18 protein-coding genes are annotated in these 22233 nt (G+C 49.5%); 1 reads left to right on the forward strand and 17 read right to left on the reverse strand.

The annotated features are described in order from the left end of the window. Window positions 1–42: 42 nt before the first annotated feature. The 4 genes from ileS to rpsT all read right to left on the reverse strand — a co-directional run bounded on the left by ileS (window position 43) and on the right by rpsT (window position 6000). The gene (ileS, locus tag KF947_RS07195) at window positions 43–2907 is read right to left on the reverse strand and encodes an isoleucine--tRNA ligase (RefSeq protein ID WP_133733212.1); all 2865 of its coding nucleotides are present in this window, start codon (window positions 2905–2907) and stop codon (window positions 43–45) included. After that, window positions 2891–3973 carry a bifunctional riboflavin kinase/FAD synthetase gene (ribF, locus tag KF947_RS07200; RefSeq protein ID WP_133733213.1) on the reverse strand — a complete coding sequence of 361 codons (1083 nt, stop codon included), beginning with the start codon at window positions 3971–3973 and terminating at the stop codon, window positions 2891–2893. The genes ileS and ribF overlap by 17 nt, the downstream gene beginning before the upstream one ends. A gap of 66 nt (window positions 3974–4039) precedes the next feature. Beyond that, complete coding sequence (murJ, locus tag KF947_RS07205; RefSeq protein WP_166650426.1) at window positions 4040–5623, reverse strand: murein biosynthesis integral membrane protein MurJ; 1584 nt, start codon at window positions 5621–5623, stop codon at window positions 4040–4042. Between the two features lie 110 nt (window positions 5624–5733). Further along, window positions 5734–6000 (reverse strand): 30S ribosomal protein S20, encoded by a 267-nt coding sequence (gene rpsT / locus KF947_RS07210; RefSeq protein WP_022521977.1) that lies wholly within the window; start codon window positions 5998–6000, stop codon window positions 5734–5736. Window positions 6001–6312: 312 nt separating this feature from the next. On the opposite strand from rpsT, the gene KF947_RS07215 reads away from it, so the two are divergent. After that, window positions 6313–8289 carry a diguanylate cyclase gene (locus tag KF947_RS07215; protein ID WP_227405824.1) on the forward strand — a complete coding sequence of 659 codons (1977 nt, stop codon included), beginning with the start codon at window positions 6313–6315 and terminating at the stop codon, window positions 8287–8289. Here KF947_RS07215 and cysQ read toward each other — a convergent pair. The 13 genes from cysQ to KF947_RS07280 form a co-directional block, all read right to left on the reverse strand. Further along, on the reverse strand, window positions 8276–9079 hold the full coding sequence (cysQ, locus tag KF947_RS07220) for a 3'(2'),5'-bisphosphate nucleotidase CysQ (RefSeq protein WP_133733215.1): 804 nt from the start codon (window positions 9077–9079) through the stop codon (window positions 8276–8278). The genes KF947_RS07215 and cysQ overlap by 14 nt on opposite strands. A 29-nt stretch (window positions 9080–9108) precedes the next feature. Further along, window positions 9109–9864 carry an amino acid ABC transporter ATP-binding protein gene (locus tag KF947_RS07225; protein ID WP_133733216.1) on the reverse strand — a complete coding sequence of 252 codons (756 nt, stop codon included), beginning with the start codon at window positions 9862–9864 and terminating at the stop codon, window positions 9109–9111. Next, a complete protein-coding gene (locus tag KF947_RS07230; protein WP_022521971.1) occupies window positions 9861–10529 on the reverse strand; it encodes an amino acid ABC transporter permease in 669 nt (222 codons plus the stop codon). Before KF947_RS07230 ends, KF947_RS07225 begins: the two co-directional genes overlap by 4 nt. Before the next feature lie 68 nt (window positions 10530–10597). Further along, entirely contained in the window at window positions 10598–11368 is a 771-nt protein-coding gene (locus tag KF947_RS07235; RefSeq protein WP_227405825.1) for an amino acid ABC transporter substrate-binding protein, read from the reverse strand. Between the two features lie 322 nt (window positions 11369–11690). Continuing rightward, entirely contained in the window at window positions 11691–11882 is a 192-nt protein-coding gene (locus tag KF947_RS07240) for a hypothetical protein (protein ID WP_133733218.1), read from the reverse strand. Between the two features lie 161 nt (window positions 11883–12043). Further along, entirely contained in the window at window positions 12044–12844 is an 801-nt protein-coding gene (locus tag KF947_RS07245; protein WP_227405826.1) for a cephalosporin hydroxylase family protein, read from the reverse strand. A 216-nt stretch (window positions 12845–13060) separates the two neighbouring features. Continuing rightward, entirely contained in the window at window positions 13061–13708 is a 648-nt protein-coding gene (locus tag KF947_RS07250) for a GNAT family N-acetyltransferase (protein WP_227405827.1), read from the reverse strand. Between the two features lie 2 nt (window positions 13709–13710). Next, the gene (locus KF947_RS07255; protein ID WP_133733221.1) at window positions 13711–14859 is read right to left on the reverse strand and encodes a DegT/DnrJ/EryC1/StrS family aminotransferase; all 1149 of its coding nucleotides are present in this window, start codon (window positions 14857–14859) and stop codon (window positions 13711–13713) included. A gap of 7 nt (window positions 14860–14866) precedes the next feature. After that, the gene (locus KF947_RS07260; RefSeq protein ID WP_133733222.1) at window positions 14867–16090 is read right to left on the reverse strand and encodes a class I SAM-dependent methyltransferase; all 1224 of its coding nucleotides are present in this window, start codon (window positions 16088–16090) and stop codon (window positions 14867–14869) included. Then, window positions 16087–16647, reverse strand: a complete 561-nt coding sequence (locus tag KF947_RS07265; protein WP_133733223.1) for a dTDP-4-dehydrorhamnose 3,5-epimerase family protein — start codon at window positions 16645–16647, stop codon at window positions 16087–16089. The genes KF947_RS07260 and KF947_RS07265 overlap by 4 nt, the downstream gene beginning before the upstream one ends. A 16-nt stretch (window positions 16648–16663) precedes the next feature. After that, window positions 16664–17722, reverse strand: a complete 1059-nt coding sequence (rfbG, locus tag KF947_RS07270; RefSeq protein ID WP_227405828.1) for a CDP-glucose 4,6-dehydratase — start codon at window positions 17720–17722, stop codon at window positions 16664–16666. Continuing rightward, window positions 17719–18504 (reverse strand): glucose-1-phosphate cytidylyltransferase, encoded by a 786-nt coding sequence (gene rfbF, locus KF947_RS07275; protein WP_287018803.1) that lies wholly within the window; start codon window positions 18502–18504, stop codon window positions 17719–17721. Before rfbF ends, rfbG begins: the two co-directional genes overlap by 4 nt. After that, on the reverse strand, window positions 18505–22164 hold the full coding sequence (locus KF947_RS07280; protein ID WP_227405829.1) for a glycosyltransferase: 3660 nt from the start codon (window positions 22162–22164) through the stop codon (window positions 18505–18507). Between the last annotated feature and the right edge of the window lie 69 nt (window positions 22165–22233).

Consider the following 22233-nt stretch of genomic DNA (forward strand, 5'->3'; position numbering starts at 1 on the left):
CTTGCATCAGACGTGTTTGTATCGCTCGGCGCGTTTTTATCGTTAGGCATAGTAGCGAATCTCACCGCTGCCTTCGGGGAGATTGCTGATACAGCGACCACATAGATCCGGATGATCAGCATGAGTACCGACATCTGGGCGGTGATGCCAGCAGCGCTCGCACTTGGTGTTATCGCTGGCTTTGACGGCGACTTTCAGGCCATCAAGTTCCGTCGCCTCAGCGTCACCTACCTCACTAGCATCAGAGAGAGGCTTGAGAGTGACTTCACTGGTCAAGATGACAAAGCGCAGCTCGTCGCCCAGTTTAGCCAGAGTCGCCTGCAGGTCATCGCTGACATACAGCGTGACTTCAGCTGCCAAGCTGCCTTTAATGACTTTGGCATTTCGGGCATCTTCAAGACACTTGTTGACCGAGTGCTTGACTTCCAGCACTTGCTCCCAGAAAGCACGACCCAGTTCAGCGTTGTCGTTCAGGCTGCCAAGGTTAGTGTAGTAAGTCTCCAGCAGCACGCTGTCGCCGCGCTTACCGGGGATGTTTTCGTGAATCTCCTCAGCGGTAAAGGAGAGAATCGGCGCAATCCAACGACTCAGCGCTTCCACCACGTGATAGAGCGCGGTTTGTGCACTGCGACGCGCCAACGAATCGGTTTGCGTGGTGTACTGGCGATCCTTAATCACATCCAGGTAGAAGCCACCCAGCTCACGGGCGCAGAAACCATGCACCTGTTGGTAAACATCCAGGAAGCGGTACTCTTCGTAGGCTTTTTCAATCCGCGCCTGCAATTGGTGGGCACGATCCACCACCCACTGATCCAGCGCCAGCATATCGCCAAACGCTACCTGGTTTTGCTCAGGCTCAAACCCGTTAAGGTTCGAAAGCAGGAAGCGAGCAGTGTTGCGAATCCGACGGTACACATCGGAAGTACGCTTCAAAATCTCGTCCGAGACGGCCATTTCGCCAGAGTAGTCGGTTGAAGCGACCCATAGGCGCAGAATATCGCCGCCCAGCTTGTCCATCACTTCCTGGGGCGCGACTACGTTGCCCAGCGACTTGGACTGCTTGCGGCCCTGGGAGTCGACGGTAAAGCCGTGGGTCAGCAACTGACGATACGGCGGATGGCCGTCAATCGCCGAGCCGGTGAGCAGTGACGAGTGGAACCAACCGCGGTGCTGATCGGAACCTTCCAGGTATAGATCCGCCCGCGGGCCGTTTTCGTGGCCATGGGGGTGCGAACCGCGCAGTACGTGACGGTGAGTGGTGCCAGAGTCGAACCAAACATCAAGCGTGTCAGTGACTTTGTCGTAATCCGCCGCTTCCGCACCCAGCAGCTCTGCCGGATCGAGTTTGAACCAGGCATCGATGCCTTCCTGTTCAACGCGTTTGGCCGCCTCTTCCATCAACCCAACGGTGCGCGGATGCAGCTCACCGGTTTGCTTATGAAGAAAGAATGGAATCGGCACGCCCCAGTTGCGCTGGCGGGAGATACACCAATCAGGGCGGTTAGCAATCATGCTGTGCAGACGCGCTTGGCCCCAAGCAGGCGTAAACGCCGTCGCTTCAATGCCTTCAAGAGCACGTTCACGCAGGGTTTTGCCGTCTTTGCCTTTGATATCCATGCCCACAAACCACTGCGCCGTGGCACGGTAGATGACCGGCGTTTTGTGGCGCCAGCAGTGCATGTAGCTATGTTTGATCGGGATATGCGCCATCAGCGCACCCACTTCGCGCAGTTTTTCGACGATATGGGGGTTGGCTTTCCAAATCATCTGGCCGCCAAAGAACGGCAGGTCGTCAACGTAAACGCCATTGCCCTGCACCGGGTTGAGCATGTCGTCAAACTCCATGCCATGCTCACGACAGGTGATAAAGTCATCCATGCCATAAGAGGGGGCGGAGTGAACGATACCAGTGCTACCCACCTCAGACTCGACGTACTCTGCCAGATAGACGGGAGAGAGACGATCGTAGAATGGGTGACGGAAATTGATCAGATCAAGATTCTTGCCTTGAGTAGTAGCAATCACTTCGCCTTGCAGGCCAAAGCGCTCTAGGCAGCTCTCCACCAACTCTTCCGCCAGCAGCAGCAAACGCTCACCGGTATCGACCAGTGCATAGGTGAACTCAGGGTGAACGTTAAGCGCCTGGTTGGCCGGGATAGTCCACGGCGTGGTCGTCCAGATCACCACTGCCGCAGGCTTAACCAGTTCACTTAAACCAAAGGCAGCGGCGAGCTTGTCGGCATCTTCTACCGGGAAGGCGACGTCGATGGCGTCGGACTTCTTATCAGCGTACTCGACTTCGGCTTCCGCCAGCGCCGAGCCACAGTCAAAGCACCAGTTGACCGGCTTCAAGCCTTTAAACACATAGCCCGCGTCGACCATCTCGGCCAAGGCACGAATTTCGCCCGCTTCGTTGGCGAAATCCATGGTGCGGTACGGGTGATCCCAGTCGCCAATAATGCCCAAGCGCACAAAGTCGGCCAGCTGTGTTTCAACCTGGGCAGCGGCGTATTCACGGCAAAGCTCACGGGCGTGTTCCGGTGCCAGGTGCTTGCCATGAGTCGTTTCCACTTTGTGCTCAATGGGCAAACCGTGGCAATCCCAACCCGGCACGTAGGGGGCGTCGAAGCCAGCTAAATTCTTCGATTTAACGATAATATCTTTAAGGATTTTATTAACGGCGTGACCAATATGAATACTGCCGTTTGCGTAGGGAGGGCCATCGTGCAACACAAACAGCGGCGCACCCGCGCGCGCTTCTCGCAGGCGCTGGTAAATGTTCATATCCTGCCACTGGGAAACCCGCCCTGGCTCCTGCTTTGGGAGCATGCCGCGCATGGGGAAATCAGTTTCAGGCAAATTCAGCGTGTGCTTGTAATCCATAGTCCGGTCAGCCGTCGTTAGCATCAGCGGAATTTCCCGCCGAGGAAGAATCAGAAGAAGCGGTCTCACGCCCAAGCGGGGCCGAGGCCAGCGGAAGAGAATAGTATTGTTCACCATCGTCTTGCTCAGCATCGTGGTGCTGAGCACTGTCTTTCTCACCCATCGCCGCCGTTAAATAGTGGCGTGCGCGGTTCTGGTCACGTTCAATTTGCGCTTTCAGCGCTTCAAGGCCGTCAAATTTCACTTCGCCCCGCAGGCGTGCGCAGGGAAACACCGTCATACGTTGGCCGTAGAGATCCCCTTTAAAATCCAGCAGGTGCACCTCCAGCGTTGGCCGTTTCGAACCTACCGTAGGGCGGAAGCCAACGTTAGCCACCGCTGGGTAGCGCTCGCCGTTTTCAAGTTCAGCCACTACCGCATAGACCCCACGTAGCGTTAATGGCTGGGGCATCAGCGGCAAATTGGCAGTCGGCACACCAATGGTGCGTCCCAACTGCTGGTCGCGTACCACACGTCCATGTAACGAATAGGCTCGGCCCAGCAAACGCGCAGCGGCAGAAAAATTGCCGCTGGCAAGCAAGGTACGCACCCGCGAACTGGAAACCCGCTCGTCATCCACGGTAAAAGTACGCGTGTGCTCTACACCAAACCCCTGCTCACGCCCGACCTCCGCCAGCAGCGCGAAATCACCACGGCGATCGCAGCCAAAGCGAAAATCGTCGCCCACGACCAGGTGCTTAACGCCCAGGCCACCAATCAGCACCTGATCGATAAACTCACGCCCGGTAAGACTACGCAGCGCATCGTTAAACGGCAGAACCAGCACTTGCTCAGCGCCAAAATCGCGCAGTAGCCGCACTTTTTCGCGCAGCCGGGTTAAACGCGGCGGCGCTTGATCGCCGGCAAAAAACTCCCGCGGCTGGGGCTCGAATACCACCACTGTCAGCGGCACACTCCAGCGCGCCGCGTGCTCGCGGCACTGCTGAAGGATGGCTTGATGGCCGCGATGCACCCCATCGAAATTACCAATGGTGGCAACGCAACCACGATGAGCCGCTCTCAAGTTGTGCAGACCTCGAATGACGCGCATGGCACCTCAGCCGTTGGAGGACATAAAGCCTCTGATTATAACGAACCCACACCCCAGGATGCAGTGTTATGAGTGCATTTTAAAATGACGAACGCGCAAACCCAGTGCAGCCAGCCACGCGAAGTAGAGCGAGCCGCCCAGCACCACTAACCCGGTGACCCAGCTTATTCGCTGCCAAAGGCCAAACGCTAGCCATGCCTGCCAGTCGGGTGCGATAAAATAGAGTGCTGCACACATTAACCCGCTTCCACCCAATAGCTGCACTGAATAGCGTTTCCAACCGGGCTGAAAGACCAGCACTCCCTGCTTATGCAGTAAGTAACCCAGCAGGCCCGCGTTTAAGAAGGCAGAAAGTGCGGTGGCTAACGCCAACCCTGCGTGGGCCAGCGGCCAAATCAGCAACAGGTTAAGCACCATATTAGCGACCATGGCAATAATGCCTACCTTCACCGGGGTTTTGGTGTCTTGGCGAGCAAAAAATCCCGGTGCCAATACTTTGATCAGCATAAAGGCTACCAAGCCAAAGGCATAAGCACGCAGACTCATGGCCGCCATCTGGATGTCGTTGTCGGTCATTGCCCCGTAATGGAACAGCGTAATCAACAGTGGTTCGGCCAACACCGCCAGCGCCAGCGCCGCAGGCAAGCCTAACAGCAATACAATGCGGATAGCCCAATCAAGCATCGCCGCAAAGTGCTCCTTGGACTGGTCAGCATGGCGTTTAGAGAGTGCCGGTAAAATCACGGTACCAATGGCCACCCCAAACACACCCAGCGGCAGTTCCACCAAACGATCCGAGTAGTAGAGCCACGATACGCTACCCGCCGCCAGCAATGACGCCAAAACGGTATCCAACAGCAGGTTAATTTGCGATACCGATACCCCAAACAGCGCAGGCCCCATGAGTTTCAGTATGCGTCGCACGCCCTCGTGGGCAAAATTAGGCCAGGGCGTGGGCATCAATCCCAAGCGCAGTAAAAAGGGCACCTGAAAAACCAACTGTGCCGCCCCGGCGATCAACACGCCCCAGGCCAACGCCATGGCGGGCTCTTCCATTAGCGGCATTAAAAACAGCGCCGCCCCAATCAGCGAAAGGTTAAGCAGCACCGGGGTAAACGCGGGAACCGCAAAGCGGTTCCAGGTATTCAGTACGCTACCGGAAAATGCGGTGAGCGAAATCAACAGTAAATAGGGAAACGTTAAGCGCAGCATATCGGCGGTCAGTGCCAATTTTTCCGGATCACTGCCAAAGCCAGGGGCGAACACCCAAATCAGCCACGGCGCACAAAGCATCGCCACGGCGGTAATCAGCGCCAGTACCGCCGTTAAGCTACCAGCAGTAGCATTCAGCAGCGCGCGTATTTCCTCCCGACTTCGCTGGGTGGAGTACTCCGAAAGCACGGGTACAAAGGCTTGGTTAAACGCCCCTTCGGCAAACAGACGGCGCAGAAAGTTAGGAATCTTAAACGCCACGAAAAACGCATCGGCACCATTCCCCGCCCCTAACAAGGTAGCGATCACAACATCCCGCGCCAGCCCCATCACTCTCGACAGCATGGTCATGGCACTGACCACAAGCCCCGAACGCATTAGCCCACGGCGCACGATTGCGGTGCCTGAAGATGTATTGGGCGCTTTCTTCGCTGTCATAAGCTATCCGGAAAAACCACCTAGAAAAACCATTCAGAAAAAGCATCTGGAAAAATCATCCAGACACAAAAAAACCGGCCGCAGCCGGTTTTTTTATGGCGCCTGCCGGCTTACGCCGCCAGTGCCTTAATACGCTTGTTCAAACGGCTCTTCAGGCGAGCTGCTTTCTTCTTAGACAGCACGTCTTTGTCTGCAATACGGTCAACGACCGGCTGCATTGCCTTGAACTCTTCCATTGCCTTGGCGTGGTCGCCGGTGCCGATCGCTTTCACTACACGCTTGATGTAGGTGCGAACCATGCTGCGCTGGCTGGATTTCAGGACGCGACGGTTCTCGGCCTGGCGGGCGCGCTTGCGAGCTTGCTTGCTGTTCGCCACAGGGTATCTCCTTGGAGAATAAAGGTTGCCGATAAAACGGCAACGAAATTAAATATGTGTTCGTCGGCTACGCTGTCATAGCACGACGTTTCCGCAACACGACACTTCTATAAAACCTGTTGATTTGGCAGGCGTTTTACCCTACCAAAACATATCGCGGACAGTTAAATTAAGCTGCCCGCTCACGGGTCTTGTCTGAGAGGATGGCATAGTCTATCACGCGCTAGCCGCGCTTGCTAGCAGCGCATGTACCAGCGTAACGTATAACGCTAAAGCAGGCTGCCTTCGGGTGAACACCTACTTACAGGAAACATGTCAGTGTCATTGCGGCGTCTATATATTCGCTTACTGCTAGCCATTTGCATACCGTTGATTCTCGTATCGGCAACGTTGCTGCCTGTGCTCCATGTCCATATGGAATCCCGACTAGATAGCCTTTATACCGAAGCCGATGCCTTGTTGAAAGTTGGGCAAGAGGCGCTAACACGCGATATTAATGAAAGCCTCAATTACGCGCTGGCGATTGCCGAAATGCCGGCATTAAGGCGGTACCTGACAGGGCAAGACGAGACATTAATAGTTGACCAGCACTATTCTCTAAGTGACTTATCGCAGCTCTCAACGTTTTTAAACACGCTGATCAATCACAACCCCCGCTATACCAAGCTGGTACTGATCGATAACCAAGGGCGCGAAGTACTCCGCGCCCCCACAAGCAATGAAACAGGGCCGCGAGTGACGGGCAACTATCATGCTTATACCGACTACTTCGGAGAAGCATCCTCACTGCTGCCACGCGACCTCTATATCTCACCACCGGGTCGCAACCTGCAATTTGAGCTATTGGGTAACGACGTGATCCCGGTGGTCAACGTTTCCACCCCCGTCTTTGATGCGATGGGTGTACGCCGTGGCGTGGTGCTTTTAAGCCTCAATTGGGGCTACCTCACAAACGCTTTACGCCAAGCCATGCTGCTTGACCCAAATGCGAATGCAATCCTGATCGACGCTCAAGGCCGTTGGCTGCTCGACGAAGGCATACCCCCCCTCGACGCCGCCAGCTTTGGTGGTGATTTTGCCTCCCTAGCCCCTCACTACTGGCAAGCTATCCAGCAACGCAATGCAGGTCATGCCAGCGTAGATAATCATCTATTACGTTTCCAGACCGAAGATATACGAACCCTACGCTACCGTAGCCTAGCGGGCACTATTTTCAGTGAAAACGACTATCACCCTTGGAAGTTAGGCGTGACACTTCCACAGCCCTCTTGGCGCTCACTGATTGAAGAAGAGACCACCGTTCTCTGGTTTCTGCTGCTTACCTACAGTGTCGCCGTCGCTTTTGGAATATTCTGGGCTCTCAGCAGCCAGCGTCAGCGGCAGCTTCGTAAGGCGGCTCAGCGCCACGCCCATGAAGTCAGCGACCTATATGAAAATGCCCCTTGCGGTTACCACTCGCTCGATAGCACAGGACGGATCATAAAAATGAACCGCACCGAGCTCGCCTGGCTAGGTTACGCCGAAGAGGAAGTTATTGGTCATATCACATACCGAGAACTGATCACGCCAGAAACGCGCGACCGGTTTGATAAAGCCTTCGAAAATGTCAAAAACAATCATCCTGGTAGCGCCGAGTGCAGCCTATTAACGCGAGACGGAGAGCAGCGCCACGTTATGATTAAGGCCTCCGCCTATTATCGCAATGGCCAATTTGTCCATTCACGCGCCACTGTGTTTGATCTTACAGAACGCAAAAGACTCGAAGAAAAATTACGCGCCCAAGCCATGTCCGATCCTCTAACGGGCGTATTCAACCGGCGCTATTTACAGGCCCAAGCGACGACAGAAATATCCCGGGCGCGGAGGCAACACCACCCAATCGCACTCATCGCTATTGATATTGACCACTTTAAACGTATTAACGATACGTATGGTCATGACGTTGGTGATGACGTCCTAAAAAGCTTCACAAAAATAGTGACCGAACTGCTTCGCCAGGAAGACTTACTATGCCGAGTAGGCGGTGAAGAGTTTGCGATTTTGCTTCCCAACACCTCGCTTGCACAAGCGGAACAGGTAGCCGAACGCATACGGAGCAAAGCTGCTTCCACCCCCATTAACATCTCAGAAGAGCACTCAGAAAAAGTGCTCAGGCTGACCGTATCACTTGGGATAACCGCTATATTGGCCACCGAAAAGGCGCTGAAACCTGCCCTTAAACGCGCAGACATCGGCCTATATCAGGCGAAAGCAAACGGCCGCAATCAAGTAGTCGTTAACGCAGCGTAGACGGCCGACCCCACACGACAAAATCGGGGTTGAGCACTTGCACGGGAGTGGCATCTTCTAGCATGGCATAGCCCAACGGCTGGTCATCAAAAGTAACCACCCGCCCCCCGGCCTGCTCAACAACCGCTTGAGCAGCACCGGTATCCCACAGACTGGTTGGCCCAAACCGAGGGTATACATCGGCATTTCCTTCAGCGATAAAACATGCCTTCAACGAACTGCCCATGGGCTGAAGATGATACTTACCCAGTTCGCCAAGCCAAGACGACAAACGGGAATCCGCATGTGAACGGCTTCCCAAAACACGCCACGGCTGCCCTTTTAACGGAGGCGATGCCGCCCTAATCGGCTGCCACTGACCATCATCATCCGCTTTAAATGCGCCTAAACCTCTGGCGGCGAGATAAGCAAGCTTTAAGGCGGGCGCCACCACCACGCCGAGTACTGGCCTCCCCTCTTCAATCAAGGCAATGTTAACGGTGAACTCATCGTTACGCTTGATAAACTCTTTGGTGCCATCCAACGGGTCGACCAGCCAATAAAAACCCTCGGCGTTGGCACCCTTAAAGCTTTGGGTATCCTCTTCGGAAAGTATCGGCACATCAGGAGTAAGCGCCTGCAAACCGCGGGCAATAATCGCATGAGCCGCTTTATCCGCCTCGGTGAGCGGACTATTATCAGCCTTTATCTCAACGGCGAAGTCACGGCGATATACCTGCATGATCGCCTCGCCCGCTTCCCAGGCTAACTGCTCAATGCTTTTTAGCAATGCCTTGTTAATCGTGGGCATAGTAACCTCAGGCAGTAAGGATTTAGGCTTTAAGGGACAGCCTGCCCGGTAGGCGCTAAAATTTTGCGCAAGAAGTGACGCGTTCGATCATCTTTCGGCGCAGTGAACAACTCCTCTGGCGGGGCTTGCTCGACGATGCCGCCTTCGTCCATAAACACCACTCGGTCTGCCACATCCCGGGCGAACTGCATCTCGTGGGTGACCACGATCATCGTCTGGCGTTCTACTGCTAACTGCTTCATCAGGCTCAATACTTCCTCTACCCACTGAGGGTCAAGTGAAGAGGTGGGCTCGTCAAACAGAATTACATCAGCATTGGCCGCCATCGCCCGACCAATACCCACCCGCTGCTGCTGACCGCCGGAGAGCGAAGCCGGGTAAGCATCCGCTTTATCCGCCAAACCAATGCGCTCGAGAATCTCCCTGGCACGGGCGTGGGCCTTAGTTTTCGGCAACTTATCCACCACGATCATCCCCTCGCTGATATTCTCCAGCGCGGTTTTGTTAGCGAACAGGCCGTAGTTCTGAAATACAAAGGCGGTACGCCGGCGCAGTGCCAGGATATCAGCCCGGCTGGCATGCTGGGTATCAACACTCAGATCCCCCACCTGCAAACGGCCTGCATCAGGGCGCTCAAGAAAGTTAATGCAGCGCAGCAACGTCGACTTACCCGTCCCGGAAGGCCCAATGATCACAATGATCTCGCCCTGAGCAAGGCTCAAGTCGATATCTTTAAACACCGTATGGCCACTAAAACGCTTGGTAATGCCCTGCAGCGAAATCATCGTTGGTAGGCCTTATTCAGATAAATTTCTAACCGGCGCTGCCCCCAAGAGAGCACTTCCACAATCGCCCAGTAAATCAGCGCCACCAGCAGGAATGCTTCTAAATAGAGAAAGCTGCCCGCGGCCTCTTTTTGGGTAGCGCCCATTAACTCGGTCACCCCCAGCGTAAAGGCCAACGAGGTCGCTTTGATCATATCGATGAAATAGTTCATTAGCGTCGGCGTTGCCACACGAGTGGCCTGGGGCAAAATGATACGCCGCATTAACTGCGACTGAGTCATCCCGATGGAGAGCGCGGCTTCCGTCTGGCTGCGATCAATCCCGACAATCGCCGCACGAATAGACTCGGCCATGTAAGCAGAGAAGTGCAGCGTCAGGCCTAGCACGGCGGCGGTAACGCCGGTAATCGAGATTAACGCGCTGATCAACTGCGGCAAGCCATAGTAGAAAAGAAATAGCTGAACCAGCAGAGGCGTACCTCGGAAAAACGAGATAAACAGCAGCGAGAAACCGTTCAAGAACGGCACTTTTGATACGCGAACCACCGCCAGCAGGCACGCCAAAACCAGCGCAAAAAACATGGCAATCGTTGCCATTTGAAGGGTGAGCGGCAAGTAGCGCAGCAGAACCGGCAACAGCCCCCACATATATTCAAGATTAAGCATATCAAGATCGCTTATAAGCAAACGGCCGTGGCAATGCCACGGCCGCGTTATACGGATGATCCCAGCGGTTAGGGCTGAGTGATATCACTATTAAACCACTTTTCCGATATCTCGCGCAGCTCACCGTTTTCGCGAAGTTCAGCAAGGGCTGCGTCTACACGATCGCGTTGCTCGCGGCCCGCCTCGTCGTCACGGAAGGGTAATGCGTTCTCAATGGTCGAGAAAGGCTGGCCCGCCAGCTCTAACGGCAGGCCTTTCTCTTTAATGACCTGCGTAGCACTAACACGATCCATCACAAAGGCTTCTACCCGGCCCAATGCCACATCCTGCTCGATATTAGACTCATAGGTGCGAATGTCGATTTCATCTGCGTTCGGCTGCTCACGCAGTAACTGTTCGTAGTTAGAGCCCAGGTTGACGGCCACGCTTTTACCGGACAAATCCTCAACACCTTCAATGGTGTCATTGCCTGCTCGCACCACGACCTGAGCACCGTCATACACGTAAGGCGAAGTGAACACATACTTCGCTTCGCGATCTGGGGTAATAGTGATCTGATTGGCAATGGTGTCGATACGGCCAGATTCAAGCATCCCCGCCAGGCCCGAGAAACTCGCGGTGACAAACTCAATGTCATCACCGGTGACCTCACCCACGGCATTCATGACATCAACTTCAAAACCCTTAAGCTCATCCTGCTCAACAAAGGTAAAGGGGAAGTAACCGCCGGACATGCCCACACGGAGCGTATCGGCTTGGGCAGCCACTGATAGCACACCACCCACCATGCTAAGTGAAAGAGCAGCAACGGTTCTTTTCCAGCGGCGTAGATAGGCCATTATCACTTTCCTCTATGAATACAAATAATCTGATGTAGATATAGGCGCGGGGTAAGTCGCTTATGTCTCAAACACCAGCAGAATGGCATCAAGATAGCAGCAAAAAAGAAATAATAAACCGTCTTCTTATATTTTTTTAGAATTAACACCGATCAGAGGCGCTATGTGATCCTTCACTTCACGACGCTAGCGTTTCTTTCTCCAACTCCGCTACCTGGTGTTGCTCGCGAGAGAGTTAGACGGGCATCAAGTGACCTAGTTGCTACCTGGCACTTGTATTGTTAGGTACAACCTTAAGGAGTGCGGAATGTTCATGCTGTTGTTAAGAAAGCATCGCCTTTGTATGCTCCCGCTGCTGCTTGACGGCATCATCCAAAATATCCAGTAATTTAATATAATCGTCAGCCATCTCTATATCCATGCCTTTCTGCTCGAAACAGGCAAGCGTGGCTTGTGTGCCGTCGATTAGCAATTGAAGCTTGTCGATAGTAAGTTGGTGTTGGCTATTGTTCAATCACACTCCACCCCTCTCCTCCATAGTAATTGGCCGTCAATTTGATACTGACGGCCATATAAATTTATTTAACGCTGACCACAAAACCACTTACTGCAGCCACAGATTCCCCCCATCGCCCTCTTCACCTCGTGTCTTTTTTCAATGTGAATAAATCTTTATCAATTGACTCTCTTTAAGTAACCATCTGGCGCAACTGTGATCATAAGCTTATCGTGAATATGCTTATCAATCTCAAATTCACTATGCTCTTTTAAGTATTCCCACACAGCCGTTTTTGGATTATTGCCCGGCCCCCAGGGACGATCAGGGAACATATCAGCTGGCATATCTTCAACGATGGTGTCGAATACTACACAGTAGCTTCCAACACTGGTCAACGGCGCATAAGCTTCCAGCTCTGCCAGTACATGCTCGTGAGTGTGGTTGGAATCCAGGCAAATCAGCACGCGTTCGTATCCCTTGGCTATTTGTTGAACCTGCTCAACCACGTCAGGGGCAATGCTTGAGCCTTGGATCATTTCAATACGTGAGGCCATGGGGTGGGCTTCAATAGCTTCTCTGTTGTGCGCGCGAATGTCGATATCGATACCCAACACTTTACGTTTAGACAGCCTGGGGTCAATCACTTCGCCTGTTTCAATTGCTTCGCACATATCCAGCAGCGCTAGCATGGATGCACTTAGCACTAGCGAACCACCATGGGCGATGCCTGTCTCGATGATCAAATCCGGTTTTATTTGCCAAATAAGCTCCTGAATGGCAGTCATGTCAACCGGCGTTTGAATAATCGGCCTACCCATCCACAGAAAGTTGTACATGTACCTTTTATCAAAGGCTCTCACTAGCCATTCATTCGATTGACGATTCCACTCAGCTTGAGAAGAATAACTACTCACTGAGTCATGACTTTCTTGTAAAAACTGTGCAAATGGATTATGGCCACTGCTTTTCATATTCATCCCCATCACTTATATTAAAAAACTTATTAATGCTATAATTTAAAACTAATTCAAGCTATTCCTGTGCACGATTCATTAGCACAATAAATTTTAGAAAATCAATCATCTATACAAAATAAAGAAAGACTTGAAAATCCTAAAAGCTCCTAATTTTATCCACCACTGATACGAAAAATCATGCACATTCGCTTAGCTTGAGCAATTCTCTCATCAATTTTAACGGTGGTACTTCATATAAAAAAGTGAATCATCTGACGTCACGGCATAGTCTTGTAGAGGGGTTTCGCTAAGCTCTACAAGCTCACCTAGAGATCCATTTATTTCATACAAAGGCGCTTCAAACTCTACTGAAAACCCACACTGATTATAAAACTTAACAGCCGGATTGCTTGATCGAACCCTAACCCACACCTCTTTGATACCTATATCAATCATCACCCATTCAACTAAGCTAAGAAATGCCGCACGCATTAAGCCAGGGCGACTGATGTCGCTAAAACGAACAATTGCGTCCCCTTCGATACGCCCCCCACCAGCATCGCCATAGGCAAGCCCCATATAGCCATAAAGCTCTCTTGTTCCAACCTCCCTTAGTGCAAACAGGATTCTTGTGTTGTCTTTGGCAACAGAACTTGTAATCCAATGAAATGTTCGTTCAGGAGTAGCTTCGAAATACGTCAGAAATGAATCACGATTTCTATTTCGAGCCTCAGTCAACATACTCACAACAATCTCATCAACACAATCAGGATTACAATTGATGGGATACAATGCAAAGTCTGTTTCAGCTACAGGCAATGCTAGGGCAGACAAATCTATATCACCAACCCCTTTCAGCGCTTGAAAGATATCTTGATATTTCATTTTCAACCTTGAAAAGATACAATAGATTGAATAATGCGTCTCTGATCTTCATCGCTCATACAACTATGAAGAGGAAGAGATAAAATTTGATCAACAATTTTTTCAGTTACAACTAGATCTCCTCTGCGGCAATCCTTAAAATATGTAAATTCATGGCCTGCCTGCCAGTGAATACCTGTATCGACTCCATGTGATTTCATATGCTCACGTAGCTTATTACGACTACCATTCAGAACCCTAATATAATAAAGAAAAGGACTAACTTTCTCAAAGTCACCTTTAGGAGCTTCTAACCAATTAATTGGAGAGAGCTCATCATAATATTTCTTACATGCTTCCTGTCGAGTACTTCGGATTTTATCAAGCTTTGAAATTTGGGAAAGTCCTATCGCAGCATGTAAGTTAGCCATGTGATACCTAAATCCTAGCCCTTCAATATCATACGTCCAAGCCCTTGAGTTTGTATACATTTGCTCAGCAGACTGAGTCATACCAATCAAACGCATCGCTTGTAGGCGCTTCATATTTTCCGCACCCTTAATGACAATAGCTCCTCCATCAATACAGGTCACTGCCTTAACAGGATCAAAGCTAAACATGGTATATTCATGCTGATTACCCGTGGGTCTGCCCTTATAACACGAGCCAAAAGAGTGTGCAGCATCATGGAGAATTGGTATGTTGTGTTTTTTTGAAATTGTACTCAATGCATCATGATCGCAGAGAAAAATATCATAATCCATACAAATAATACATTTGGTTTTATCTGTTATCAGGCCCTCAACCTTATCAACATCAATACAGAGTGTATCTTCTTGTATGTCAACAAAAACTGGCTCTGCTCCGCAGGCGCGAATTGCTTGAAAATCAGCTGCATTATTAAATGATGGAGTTATGACTTCATCACCAGAATTCACACCTATCATCAACAGCGAAAGATGAAGTGCTGCATGCCCTGTACTGACAGCTACAATATGGCGATCTTCGTCGGGGGCAAAATCACAGACCCGAGATATTGCAGCCTCAAAGTCTTTTACATAGCTTCCCATGCCAAGCCAACCCAACTCCAGCGATTCAATTGCTGCAGCGATTTCGCTCTTTTCGATAAGAGGCCTGAAAACCGGTATCTGTGGTTCAATTTTATTTTTCATTTTTTTCTCATAAAATTCGAAGTTCTGGAACAGCAATAACAAATGCCGTTCCTCTTTCTTGGATCTCGCTATTTATCTGCTGTACTTCCTCTGCAATATTCCAGGGTAAGATCAGCAAATAGTCTAGCTGTTTATCCGCAAGTTGCTCTGGCGACAAAATCGGTATGTGACTGCCAGGCATAAATTTTCCTTGTTTGGATGCCGCAGCATCACACACGAAAGGAAGTAAATCTGGCTTGACACCAGCGTAGTTAAGCAAGGTATTGCCTTTAGCAGCAGCTCCATAGGCAGCCACTTTTTTTCCTGCGCGCTTTTGCTTGATAAGAAAATCTAGTAGATCATCTTTTATTTTGTTTGCGCGAGCCTGAAAGTCAAGATAGGTCTCCAATTGTTGCAAGCCACGGTTTAACTCCAACTGCAGTATTGCTGTAACTGATTTATGATTTTCCCTCTCATCCTCATCATGACAGCCAAATATACGCAAACTCCCTCCATGTGTATTCAGCTCTTCAACTTTCCAAACACGCAGGCCTGCAGACTGGAAGATACGACTTACCGCGGAGAGCGATAAATAAGAGTAGTGTTCATGATAGATAGTGTCGAACTGACATTGCTCAAGCAAGCGCATTAGGTGAGGGAATTCTATTGTAATCGTTCCGCCTGGCTTAAGTACCGCCTTAAGACCTCGGGTAAAGTCGTTAATATCCGGCACATGGGCGTAAACATTGTTACCAACAACTAGATCTGCTTGTCTCTCCTCACAGGCTAGTTGCTTACCCAGCACTTCGCCAAAAAACTCACGTAGGACAGGAATGCCTTTCGCTTCCGCGACCATAGCGGTGCTGTCTGTTGGCTCAATGCCAAGGCATGGGATCCCCATGGCAACAAAGTTTTTAAGCAAATACCCATCATTTGACGCCACTTCTATAACTAGGCTCTCAGAATTAAGATTCAGCTCACTGGATACCTGTTCAACATAATGCTCAGCGTGGCTCACCCAGCCGCTAGAGGTACTGGAGAAGTAGGCGTAGTCAGAGCTAAAGAGTTCATTCGCCTGAGTATAATCCTCGGTCTGCACTAACCAGCACTGGTCGCAAACCTTCACTTTAAGGGGAAAATACTTCTCGGGCTTAAAAAGTTCGGCGGAGGTAAGGTAGGCGTTTGATGGCGGGGCAAACCCTAGGTCAAGAAACGTATGACTTAACGGGGTTGCACAATGCCGACAGTTCAAAGCACGACTCCTTCAAAGTTTTTATCAATCAGCTTGTGAGAAGCATCTCGATCCGACAATTTGTTAATAGGGAGTGGCCAAGTGATAGCTAGACTAGGGTCTTGCGGATGCAAACCTCCTTCCATGGTTGGCGTGTAGCTTTGGGAATGGCAATAGAGCATTTCAACGTCATCACTTAAGGTTTGGAAACCATGCGCAAATCCTTCGGGTATCAGCAGCGACCGTTGGTTCTTTGCACTAAGTTCTTCCGCGTGCCAATGGAGAAACGTAGGAGTACCGGGACGTAAATCTACGGCTAAGTCCCACACCGCCCCTCTCAAGCAGGTTACCAGTTTCATTTCAGTATACGGCGCGTATTGAAAATGTAGGCCACGAACAGTGCCGCAGTGTTGTGTAAAGGTATGATTGATTTGCGCAATAGGAGCATGCCAACCAACCTGCTTTAAAAAATCACCGCAAAAAAGCCTCTGAAGAAAACCTCGGTGATCTCCAACTTGCCCTCTTTGCACAAGCATCAGTCCATTTAACGGGGTATTGCTCACAGTCAGTAGGCCCATTATGCTTTCATACCTTTTATTGTGACTCATAGGCAGTGATATTTTCTAAACACAGCGCTTGAGCTGATTCCCCTGCAAGCTGGCGTCGATACCAATTCATAGTGTAGTCTACAGCTTGCACCAACTCCCAATTCGGCTCAATGCCCAGTATAGTTCGCGCCTTGGCAGTCTCTAAAGCCAACCAATTTGCTTCATGTGGCCCTGCACGACCATCGCCCCATTCAATCTCACCGCTCCCAAATGATTTGCACGCCTGTGTAATAACGTCTTCTACTGTAGCTGCATCATGAGGGAGAGGACCGAAGTTATAAGCTCCTGCTTTTTGCGGCTCCACATAGAGCTGTTCGGCCAAGCGCATATAAGCTGAAAGCGGCTCTAACACATGCTGCCAGGGGCGTACTGATTCCGGCCGTCGAATATACAAAGGCTGCCCGGCACTCCAAGCGCGCGCAGCATCAGGCAATAAGCGATCTTCAGCCCAATCACCGCCGCCAATAACGTTGCCAGCTCGAGCAGTAGCCACAGCAACCCCTTGTTCCTCCAAAAAAGCATCCCGATAGCTTGCAACCACCAACTCTGCGGCTGCTTTACTGGCACTATAAGGATCATGCCCACCAAGATGGTCGGTCTCGCGATAGGGGTATGGCTGCTCAAGATTGCGATACACCTTATCGGTGGTAATCGCCACAACTACCCGTGCTTGCTCCAATCCGCGTAGGCTATCCAACACATTGGCCGTACCTTGGATATTAGTAGCATAGGTAGCCAATGGATCTCGGTAGCTAGCACGAACCAATGACTGCGCAGCCAAGTGAAAGACTATTTCTGGTTTAGATTTTTGTATGGCGCGCGAAACTTTATATGCATCGCGGATATCACATTCGTAGCTCTTCAAGTTGTTACTTACATTGGCAAGCGTAAACAAGTTGGGGTGTGTATTTGACGCCAAAGCAACCCCTGTTACTTCCGCTCCTAAGCGCTGCAACCACAAAGTCAACCAGCACCCCTTAAAACCTGTGTGACCGGTCACCAGCACTCGTTTACCTTGCCAAAACGGTAACGACAATTTATTCATGACCATAATTTCCAGGGGGCTTTTCCTGAATCCCAAAGATGCTCTAGATGGTTTTTTTCACGCAGAGTATCCATGGGTTGCCAGAATCCAAGATGTTCAAAAGCTTCTAACTGCCCATTATTGGCGATGCTCTCCAATGGATGACCTTCCCATGAACACTGGTCGCCATCAATAAAGTCCAGAACTTGCGGGTTTAGGACAAAAAAACCACCGTTGATCCACGCACCATCGCCAGGGGGTTTTTCCTGGAAACCACGGACGGCAGTTCCGTTACGCAGCAATGCCCCATAACGACCAGGAGGTTGTACCGCAGTTACAGTAGCGAGCTTTCCATGCTGCTGATGAAAAGAAAGTTGAGCACCAATATCGATATTGGCCACTCCATCACCATAGGTAAAGCAAAAAGCTTGCTCATCTCGGACATAATTGGCGACCCGCTTAAGACGCCCACCGGTCAGCGTTTCCTCTCCCGTATCGACTAATGTAACCCGCCATGGCTCTGCATGTTTTTCATGCACCTGCATCGTATTACTTGACATATCAAACGTTACATCAGACATATGCAAAAAATAGTTAGCAAAGTACTCTTTAATAACATAGCCTTTGTAACCACAACAAATAATGAAATCATTCACCCCATAAAAAGAGTAAAGTTTCATTATATGCCAGAGTATTGGCTTGCCTCCTATTTCAATCATCGGCTTTGGCTTTAAGTGCGTTTCTTCAGAAATTCTGGTACCCAAACCACCGGCTAGTATGACACATTTCATAATCTCACCCACCTATAAAAACCTAGCTTTAAGAATACCCTTTATCTTATTAGAAAAACCCTTACCCAAAAAATAGTTAGACTCATTAGCCAAACCATTTAAATCATCCAAGTAATACTCAAAAAAATCTTCTCTATCTAGCTTTACTTCGCCACCGCTAACTCTGTTAGCTTGACTTTCACTCCTAGCATCAAAATAGCGTCTGAAATAGCTAGCGCCGTCTATATTCTTCAATTTTCCATACCAAAGAAGGTGGCTGATTAAGACATGGTCAGGAGATACAGTTACCCTAAATTCAAAATCCTTTAACGCTTCTCTAACAAACACAGCATGCACCACGGTACAGTTTGCAAGCTCAGCTACCGACTTCAGATAACGCTCTTCTCTTTTATTACTAGTAAAATCATAAACAGCATCTTTCACAAAACCTATCAGATTAGATGTTTTACTTATTGCCATTGGTTTACCCATAACCATAGCGACATCTGTAGTCTTATCTATTTCCTCAACAGCCAATGATAAATATTTCTCTGACAAAACATCATGTGCCCCTAACCACATAAAGTACTTTGACTTAGTGTTTGAAATCAAAAATTCAAAATTTCTTGATGCACCTATATTTTTAGGCTGTTGGAATATTTCAAAGCGATCATCATCTGCTGTTTCTTCGCAAATGATATTCAGCGTGTCATCCGTTGAGCAATTATCCGCAATCAAAAACCTGACATTCTCAAAATCTTGGTTTTTTAATGACTGAATGGTTTCGCGAATATATTTCTCTTCATTGTAAACCGGCACCCCTACACAAAGAGTAAATTCACGTTGATTGCACTCAAGCTGATTGGGATCATAAATCACCTCACGCTTCATAGCAGGCACTAGCTTTTTATTAGCTAAGCCTTCTTCAATCAAATACTCCTCCGCTTTATCCTCATTCACTCTAGCCAACAGCGAATATGCCATATCTTTGATGCCATACACGGTATGCAGCAGGAAAGCTAGCTTGGTGATCTGGTTTTCACTTAGCTCGGCCAACCGCTCGTGAGTGGGCAGGAAAACGGCATCGACACTTTGCAGCTCGGTAGCTTGACGAATTTCTGCAGGTACGCTGTCTGGCAGGTGGCTTAAGTGCTGCTGATTGTTGAAACGGTATAGACGGAAACCATGGCGTGACATCCAGTGCTGAATTTCGGTTAAGTTTGGCTGTCGTTTATGCGTCGGTTGAAAGGCAATACGCACTTGGATGACTAGCGTATCTTTAAGGGCTTTTTCACCATTCTCAAGGATTGCGGCCGAATCACTTAAATCGTCCAGAATCAACCAATCCAGACTATCCAGACCTTCGATGCTATCTAACGCGATAGTATTGATTGGAAGCTTAGCAAGCACGCTTGCACCAGCAGGGTTAGCTCCGTACTGTTGTTCCACTGGCATCGGTTCCAGGGTACTGCTCAATGCTGGATCTAAGCACGAATAAAGCGTCGCCGAACTACCATCTCCTAAAACAGCATGGGTAAAAACCTGCACATCTTTGCTGCCCTCAAACCGCTCAGTATTTATTACTTGGCTTGCTGGGTCGAAGGCGACTATACCAAATGAATTTAACTTCCTAAGTGTATCAATACCTTTTTCAACAACTAGTTTTGAACCATTATCCAGCGCTATAATCTTGCTGGGTAGTGACCAGTGAAAACCAGCCGTTTCGACTTCCAGGCTCTCTGCATAAACAACATCTACGGGCGCTTCTTCATCTTCAAATTTCGCTAGCCCAGTTTTATCGAACGTTAGCGCGGCAGGTTGCTTCCCTTCACAGTGGCGTTGCCAAATAGCGCGCATTGCATCAGTAAAATGTTTTGCAAACCGGGTAGCATCGCATACCGGCGACTCTAATAAGACTTGACGAAGGTGCTGCCTAATAGTGGCAAGGCTATCTAAATCAGATGCAAGCTCTAAAACTCTTTCTCGATACTCCTCCCAAGAACCAACGACAAGTTCTGGCATACCCACATTAATCAAATGAGTAGCACTGTGGCGTCCTGCAAAGGTGGGGCCAGGAAGAGAGACTACTGGCACTCCCATTAGCAACGACTCACACGTCGTCAAGCCACCGGAGTAAGGCCATGGATCTAAAGAAATATCTACTCGATTATACGTTTCTAATAACTCAGCATGCGGTGAAGGCCCCTCAATCAATAAGCGCTCTTTTTCAATACCATTCATGACCATTAAGTCAATAATTTTTTGTCGCCGCTCTTCACTCTTATACTGCATACTTTTCAAAAGCAACTTTGAACCAGGAAGGCATGTCATTATTTCTGCCCACTGTACTAAAAGTATATCATTAAGCTTGGCGGCATTATTAAAGCAGCCTAATGTTATGTAACCATTCCTTTGTGCAGGTAATGTCCTTACACTTGGCTCGTATCCATTAGGTGGGACATAGCAAACATAGTCATCAGGCAAACGTATTAGCTTTTCCACATAATCGTTATCTACACCCACAGGCGTTTCAATGCTATCACTGATTAAATAGTCAATGGCTTCAACACCCGTTGTATTGATCAACCCCCCTACCCACTTAACCTGTAGCGGTGCAGGGCGCATTGCAACTGACAATACACGGTTGCCGGCATTATGTCCGACAAGATCAATCAATATATCAATTTCATCGTTAGCAATTTGTTGTGCCACTTGCTGATCTTTAAGCGGCTGAACACTCATCCATTTTTCTGATACTGCTTTTAGCCTTTCAGTAATTCCATCATTAACATTATTTGTGCTATAACAATAGAACTCAGCTTGACTTTTAGGAACCTGCTCTAAGGCCGAAGTTATCATTCTACCAACAGGATGACCGCGAAAACCGTCAGATATTAAGCCAATACGTAGTTGCTTACTGGCTATTGGCGTTGATCTAGGCAGAGGGATCATCACCTCAGGAGAATATTTACGATGCCACTGCTTACATAGCACTGTAATTTCTTGTCCTGTTTTATTCGGATGATAGTGATAGGTTGTAATAATATTAGAAAATGGCCCTGGAGCCTGGGGATTTACGCGATGGGCTTGCCAGTAACTTTCAAGGCCCTTATCAAGATCACCAATAGCATTATATACATTACCCAGATTATTCCACGAAAGGTAATTTTTAGGTGCTAATTTTACGGCTTTTTCAAGTGCATCTCTAGCTCGGGCATAATCGAAGGTCTGCATCAACGTATTGCCTAAGGTATTGAGCATATCGACATCACCTGGCATTAACTCACAGGCAATTTCGGCATGTTTTAGCGCTTCATCAAAACGTGCCTGGGTGTAATAAATATAACCAATATAATGCTGTGCTTTGGCGTATTTAGGGTTGATCTCGATTGCACTGTGTAAAAATGCCAGTGCTCTTACTGGGTCACCAGCTTGATGGGTTATCCGGCCCTGAAGAGCCAATGTTTCGGCATCATCAGCAACCAGTGAGCTGGCTCGATCTAGAGCTTCTAATGCTTCTTGAAACTGACCGGCTTCTGAAAGCTCTGCCCCCAACTGTTTCCATGCAGCCACACTGGCTGGCTGTTGTACCGTGCGATCTTTGGCTTTTTTTAATGCCTGTGCGGTTCCCCTAGCACCCAAAGTACGTTGGCGAGCATTTTGTGAAGGGCGATTGGGCTTTTTATTCGACATGGCAGAAACGTTCCTGATGGCAGCGACACTAACTTTTTATCATAGCAAAGGGGCCAACTGAACTAAGGG

The organism is Halomonas sp. FeN2 (assembly GCF_020595105.1).
Taxonomy (GTDB): domain Bacteria; phylum Pseudomonadota; class Gammaproteobacteria; order Pseudomonadales; family Halomonadaceae; genus Vreelandella; species Vreelandella neptunia.